Raw genomic sequence first — 6,378 nt, 5'->3', positions numbered from 1 at the left:
ACGTCATGGCCGAAATCCGAGAAACACACCCCCGAGACGAGCCCCACATAGCCCGTGCCGATCATCGCGATACGCATTAATCCAAGCCCTCCGGTCGCTTTCGCGCCCGGTTTAGCGTGCCGCGGCCCGCGGGGAAATCGGAATCTCTGCCACCCTCAGAAGATGAAATTGTCGGCCGTCAGCATGTCGGCCTCGAGGCGCCCCCATTTCGGCTCCACGCGCAGCATGTCGCCGGCATAGCTGACGGAAACGCCGTAGGAGCGGTCGACGATGTTCAGTTGATCCATCCCGTGCAGCCGCGGATAGGCCGAGAGATCGATCCGGTCGTCTTGCCGCATGAAATCGCGGATCACGTCCAGGTCGCGGTCCGGCGTCATCGCGAAGACGTCTTCCCCGCGTCCGCCGAAAAGCAGGTCCGCGCCGGGGCCGTCGATCATGCGGTCGTCGCCCACATGCCCCCGGATCACGTCGTCGCCGCCGAACCCGGTGATCAGGTCATCAGCCCAGATCCCGTTGAGCCAGTCGCGTTCGCTGGTCCCGCGGCGCAGCGGGCCGAACTCTTCGAGATCGACGTGAAACCGGCTGATCCCCGGCTCGGTCGCGGACCCGGCCAGCAACTCGAGCCCGTCGAACGGATCCGGCCCGGCCGGTGCCAGCGCGATCGCCGACACGTTCTGAAGCGCCGTCTCGGCCGTATCGACGGTATGGGTGAGGTAATGCAGGCGGCCGTCCGGCGAAAGCTCGAAGAGCGTGACGCCGTCGTCGCCGCCGCCGGCCGCCACCAGAACCCGGTGGCCGATCTTGATCGTGTCGAGCGCCGTCGGCGCGCCGAAGCGGGTCTCCCCGGAATCGATCAGGTGATCGGTGACCGAAAGCCCGCCCCAGGGCACCACCTGAACGACGGAAAGCGACTGCGAGTCCGTTGCGGCGAGCACGAGGTAGGTGATCCCGCCCGACACCGCCACGTCCAGCGCGGCAGGCGCCGCGACGTAGAGACCATCTTCCGGCGACACGGTATCGGCCGCCGACAATTCGCCCGACCCCCAGACCCGGTAGGAGGTGACCGCGTTCCGGCTGCCGGATGCGGCGAAGACGAAGTCATGCCCGTCGATTCGCCCGGACGCCAGCGTCGTGACGTCGGTGGCATCGGTCATGCCCAGGTCCCGCGGGGCCATGTCGGGCGTCAGCTCCAGCCCGCCGATGCCGTCGCCGTTGCGATCGGTGTGGTATATCCGCGCCCCGTCTCCCGACGGCAGGACCGCGAGCCCGGCGAGCCCTCCCGGCAGGTCGGCGCCGGCGAAGCCCTGGACGGGCGCGAAACTGCCGGCCTCCGTCAGCGGGTGGAACGCGATCCGGTCATCGGCGCGGCCGGCGGGGATCACTGTCTCGACACCGTCGACCGTCGCCACGCCAAGCCCGGCCAGCCCCGCCGTCCCGGCTTCGGGTCCTGCGCCGCGCTGGTCGAGCATCCGGGCCGGGCCGCCGGACTCCAGCGCGATGACGCTCAACCCCCCGTCCGCGCCGGATCCCGCGAAGACGCGGAGTTCCGCCTCTGCCGGGCCGGTCCGGACCTCCAGCGCGGAAATCGAGGCCATGTAAGGCAGCGTGTCGCCGCCGATCGTCTCGCGATGCGTGATACGAGCCACCCCAGCCCCCATTACCCTTTTCCCCGGCACCAGCGTTGCGCGTGCGGCTTAGCGAAACCCTACCGGCCCTCTCCCCGGATAGGGTGCAGTTCGCGGTGGATTTTACCGGTTCGCGCGCCTGGGGGGGGGTGCGGCCGGTGGCGCACCGCCAGGACCCGGCCGGGCACGCCCGCGGCGGCTCAGGCCGTCAGGAAGGTAACCGTGCCGCCCGGCCGGATGGCCGCGGCCGTCAGCCGCCCGGTGAAGACCGCCCCGGTATCGACCGCGATGCGCCCGCGCGCCGCGACGGGTTCGGGCACGACGTCGTGACCGTGGACGATCCAGATACCGTCCCGCCGCCGGCGACGGGGGAACTCCGGATGTCCCCAGAGAACGGCCTTGGCCGGTTGGGCCGCGGGGGGGCGCCGGGGATCGGCCCCGGCATGAACCGCGCAAAGCGTGCCGCTCTGCCAGAGCAGCGGACGCGCCCGCAACCATGCCTCGGTCCCCGCGGGCAGGGCCTGTCGCAGATCCCGGGCGAGGGCGGCCAGCCTGCGGGCCGTGGGTGCCGCGCCCGGGGCCGTGCGCACCCCGAAGCTCGCCAGGGTCTGAAGCCCGCCATGCCGGAGCCAGCGCGCCCCGCGTCCCGTGGCATCATCGAGGAAATCGAGCAGCATGCGTTCGTGGTTTCCCATCAGGCAGACCGCCTGGCCGGGCCGGGCGGCCTCCAGTGCACGCAGGCGGGCCAGGACCCCGGCGCTGTCCGCGCCGCGGTCGATGTAGTCGCCGAGAAACACGATCCGTGTCGGTCCGGGCGCGGTGGCCGCGATGTCCGCGTCGATCCGCGCAAGCATCCGGTCGAGCAACCCGCTGCACCCGTGGAGATCGCCGACCGCGTAGACGGGCAGCGCCGGGGCCGGCGGCACGCTGTCCGGGCGCCGAAGCCCCAGGATCTCGGCGAGCCGCCGCATCCGCTCAGCCACGATAGTAGTCACCGGCGGCACCGTAGCCGTCATCGCCGCGCGACGCGGCCTGTGTCAGCACCATCCCGGTCACCTCGAGCCGCGCCGTCTGGAAAAGACGCAGCCCCTCGGCCACGCTCTCGCGGGGGGTGCGGTCATATTGCACCGCGTAGAGGATCGCGTCGGCCGCCCGCCCGATCACCCGCGCATCGGGCACGAGCAGCACCGGCGGGCTGTCGATCACCACGATATCGTAGGCGGCACGCGCGGCATCGATCAACGCGGCGAAACCCGGCCCGGAAAAGAGATCTGCGGCATTCCCGCCGGGCTCGCCCCCCCTGAGCAGGTCAAAGCCCCGCCCGCCCGGGTCGTGCTCCACCGCGGTGTCGAGCCCGCCGCCGTCAGCGTCCAGGGCCGCCACAAGGCCCCGCTCACGCGGGTCCCCGAAATACTGTCCGAAGACGCGCCGGCGCACGTCGCCCTCGATCAGCAGCACGCGCCGATCGAGCCCGGAGAGATTGCGCGCCAGCGCGATCGCCAGGGTGGTCTTGCCCTCTCCCGGCAGGGACGACGTGCAGAGCACCACCTGCGGCTGACGGATGCCCGCCATCATGAGCGAGGTGCGCAGGTTGCGCACCGCCTCTGCCGCGGCGGATCCGGGCCGGGCGACGATGTGGTCGAATACCCGGCGGCGCCCCTTCCGCCGAATGCGCGGGATACGGCCCAGTACCGGCACCCCGGTCGCGGTCTCCAGATCGGCTGCGCTGCTGTAGCCGCGGCGCAGCATCGCGCGCGCGACGACCGCGCCGCCCCCGAGACAGAGCCCGAGCATCCCGGCCATCACCGTCAAGAGACCGCGCTGCGGCGCGGACGGCACACGCGGCGGGACCGCCCGCGAGAGGATCCGACTGTCGGGTTGCTGCAGCCCTTGCTGAACGCTGGTCTCTTTCAGCCGCCCGAGGAAATACTGGTATATCGTCCGGCTGGCCTCGGCCTCGCGGCGGAGTTGTTCCAGTTCCACGAGGTCGGCGGACTGACGCGCGATCCGCGCCTCGAGCGGCGGGACGGCCGCGGCGAGGGCCGCGCGGCGGGCCCCGCCTGCACCGGTGCCGGGCGGGATGGCGTCAATGCGCTCGCGCAGCGCCTTCAGCCGGCGGCGCTGGGTCTCGAGCGCCGTGGCATCCACGAGTTTCGTGCCCGTCGAGAAGGTCTCGAGCCGCTGCGACCGGGCCACCAGGTCGCGACGGAGCCCTTCGACCTGGTCGGAAAGCCAGGCGGTGGCCCGCGCGGTCGCATCGGCCTTCACGGCCAGTTGCGCACCCATGTAGGCGTCGGCGATCGCGTTGGCGATCCGGGCCGATTTCGCGGGGTCCGTCGTCGTGACGACGACCTGGAAGACGACGCTGCGGGGCAGGACGGTGATGCGCGTTCGCCGGCGAAGCGTGTCGATCCCCGCCTCGCGCGGGGCAACATGCGCCGCCCCGAGGCCGGGCCAGAGCGGCCGGCCGAACTGCGCCGCGCTCCAGTCGGACAGTCGCGCGGCCAGACGGGCCAGGCGCCCGGGGGGGCGCAGCGCCGGGTTGAACTCCGGGTCGCGGCCAAGCTCCAGGTCATCGACGACGCGTCCGAGCAGCCCGCGCGAGCGCAGCACCTCGATCTCGGAATTGACCACCAGATCGTCGCCCGACAGGCCCGACATGACCGATTGCAGGTCCACGACCCGCGCGGTGCGGGTTTCGATCATCACCACGGCGGCCGCCTCGTAGCGGGACACCGACACGAAGGTCAGCCACGCCCAGGCCGCCAGCGCGGCGCAGAGACCGCCGGCCAGCACCGCACCCCGGCCGCGCCAGAGAAGCTGCGCGATACCGGGGGCATGCGACCCCGGCCGCGCGCGCGGCCGCGGCGGGGCGATAGGTGCGGGGCGTTGGTTCACGGCGGCTCTCCGGTCTGCGCGGTCGCTGCCAGTCTGCGGGGCAGGGCTTGTCGCCCGGTTAGCGGCCCGGCCGTGCTTGACCTCCCTCGCCGATAACGCCCGGTTCAGGGCACGGGCGCTATGCCTTGGTAAATGCTGCCCGGTCGCGGCGGCGCCAGCCCGGAGATCGCCATGCACCCCCATGCCGCAGCCGACCGCCTGAGCCTCGCCCCCGGCCGCCGGACCGCCCGCTCCCGGGGCTATGCCGGCAAACGCGTTTTCGATATCTGCGTCGCCGCGGTCCTGCTCGGGATCGCGGCGCCCGCCATCGCGCTGCTCTGGGCGCTGGTGCGGGCCGATGGGGGGGGCGGCTTCTTCGGACATGCGCGAGTAGGGCGCGATGGCCGCGTCTTCCGCTGCTGGAAGCTCCGCAGCATGGTGCCCGACGCCGAGTCGCGCCTCGCCACGATCCTGGCGACGGATCCCGCCGCGGCAGCGGAATGGGCCCGGCGCCAGAAACTGTCAAACGATCCGCGGGTGACCGGACTCGGCCGGGTCCTGCGCCGTACGCGTCTCGACGAACTGCCGCAGCTCTGGAACGTGCTGAGGGGCGAGATGAGCCTCGTGGGCCCCCGTCCCGTCACCCGCGCCGAACTCGGCCGCTACGGGTCTGCGGCGCCGCTCTACCTGGCCTTGCGCCCGGGCCTGACAGGGCCCTGGCAGGTCTCGGGCGAGGATGGCGGCGACTACGCCGCCCGCGTGCGCCGGGACGCGGCCTATGCCCGGCAATGCAGTCTCGGCGGCGACCTCTGGCTGCTGATCCGGACCTGCGCCGTGGTCCTGGCCCGGACCGGCGAATGACCCACAGGCGAAAGGACAATCACATGGCACCTACGGCACTGGTTTGCGGCGCGGGCGGGTTCATCGGCCATCACCTGGTCCGCCGCCTGAAATCCGAAGGGTTTCGGGTGCACGCGGTCGACCGGAAACATCCGGCATTCTCGCCCAGCGCGGCCGACGCATTCGTGCTGGGCGATCTGCGCGATCCGGACGTGGTGGGCGCGGTCGTCGACCGGCCGTATGACGAGGTCTACCAGCTGGCCGCCGACATGGGCGGGGCCGGGTATATCTTCACCGGCACGCATGACGCCGAGATCCTGCGCAACTCCGCCACGATCAATCTCAACGTCCTCGAGGCCTGCCGCCGCCAAGCCGTCAGCCGTGTCTTCTTCGCGTCCTCGGCCTGCATCTACCCCGCCCACGGCCAGGCGGACCCGGGCGCGGCCGGCTGCCACGAAGACAGCGCCTACCCGGCCGATCCCGACAGCGCCTATGGCTGGGAGAAGCTCTTTTCCGAACGCCTTTATCTTGCCTATGCCCGCAACCATGCAATGACCTGCCGCATCGCGCGCTACCACAACGTCTTCGGTCCCGAGGGCACCTGGCAGGGCGGGCGCGAGAAGGCGCCGGCCGCCATCTGCCGCAAGGTCGCCGCCGCCCCGGAGGGCGGCAGCATCCGGATCTGGGGCGACGGTCGGCAGACCCGATCCTTCCTGCACATAGACGAATGCATCGAGGGCACGCTGCGGCTGATGCGATCCGATGCCGACCTGCCGCTGAACATCGGCTCGGAGGAAAGGATCACGATCAACGATCTGGCGCATCGGGTCATCGGCCTGTCGGGCAAGACGCTCTCGATCGAGAACGTCTCCGGATCGCAGGGCGTGCGCGGCCGGTGCTCGGACAACGGCCTGATCCGCGCCCGGTTGGGCTGGGCGCCCACGCGTCCCCTGGCCGAGGGCCTGGCCGACACCTATGCCTGGATCGCACGCCAGGTCGCGCAGGCCCGCGACCCCCGGGCCGCCTGAGCCGGACA

General features: G+C 71.7%; 5 protein-coding genes. 2 read left to right on the top strand and 3 right to left on the bottom strand.

Annotated elements, in window-relative coordinates; all coding sequences use genetic code 11:
- Positions 1-155: 155 nt before the first annotated feature.
- The 3 genes from ACQ5SP_RS15705 to ACQ5SP_RS15695 form a co-directional block, all read right to left on the bottom strand.
- Positions 156-1,646, bottom strand: a complete 1,491-nt coding sequence (locus tag ACQ5SP_RS15705; protein WP_430939346.1) for a hypothetical protein — start codon at positions 1,644-1,646, stop codon at positions 156-158.
- A 179-nt stretch (positions 1,647-1,825) separates the two neighbouring features.
- A complete protein-coding gene (locus tag ACQ5SP_RS15700; RefSeq protein ID WP_430939345.1) occupies positions 1,826-2,608 on the bottom strand; it encodes a metallophosphoesterase family protein in 783 nt (260 codons plus the stop codon).
- Positions 2,601-4,523 carry a GumC family protein gene (locus ACQ5SP_RS15695; RefSeq protein ID WP_430939344.1) on the bottom strand — a complete coding sequence of 641 codons (1,923 nt, stop codon included), beginning with the start codon at positions 4,521-4,523 and terminating at the stop codon, positions 2,601-2,603. The genes ACQ5SP_RS15700 and ACQ5SP_RS15695 overlap by 8 nt, the downstream gene beginning before the upstream one ends.
- Before the next feature lie 171 nt (positions 4,524-4,694).
- Between ACQ5SP_RS15695 and ACQ5SP_RS15690 the strand changes: the two genes are divergently transcribed.
- Positions 4,695-5,363, top strand: a complete 669-nt coding sequence (locus tag ACQ5SP_RS15690; RefSeq protein WP_430939343.1) for a sugar transferase — start codon at positions 4,695-4,697, stop codon at positions 5,361-5,363.
- A 23-nt stretch (positions 5,364-5,386) separates the two neighbouring features.
- The gene (locus tag ACQ5SP_RS15685) at positions 5,387-6,370 is read left to right on the top strand and encodes an NAD-dependent epimerase/dehydratase family protein (RefSeq protein WP_430939342.1); all 984 of its coding nucleotides are present in this window, start codon (positions 5,387-5,389) and stop codon (positions 6,368-6,370) included.
- Positions 6,371-6,378 lie beyond the last annotated feature (8 nt).

This window comes from Rhodovulum sp. YNF3179 (genome assembly GCF_050586465.1).
Classification (GTDB): domain Bacteria; phylum Pseudomonadota; class Alphaproteobacteria; order Rhodobacterales; family Rhodobacteraceae; genus CAJXYS01.
The sequence above is the reverse complement of the archived record's forward strand: the minus strand, read 5'-3'. Positions and strand labels throughout refer to the sequence as shown.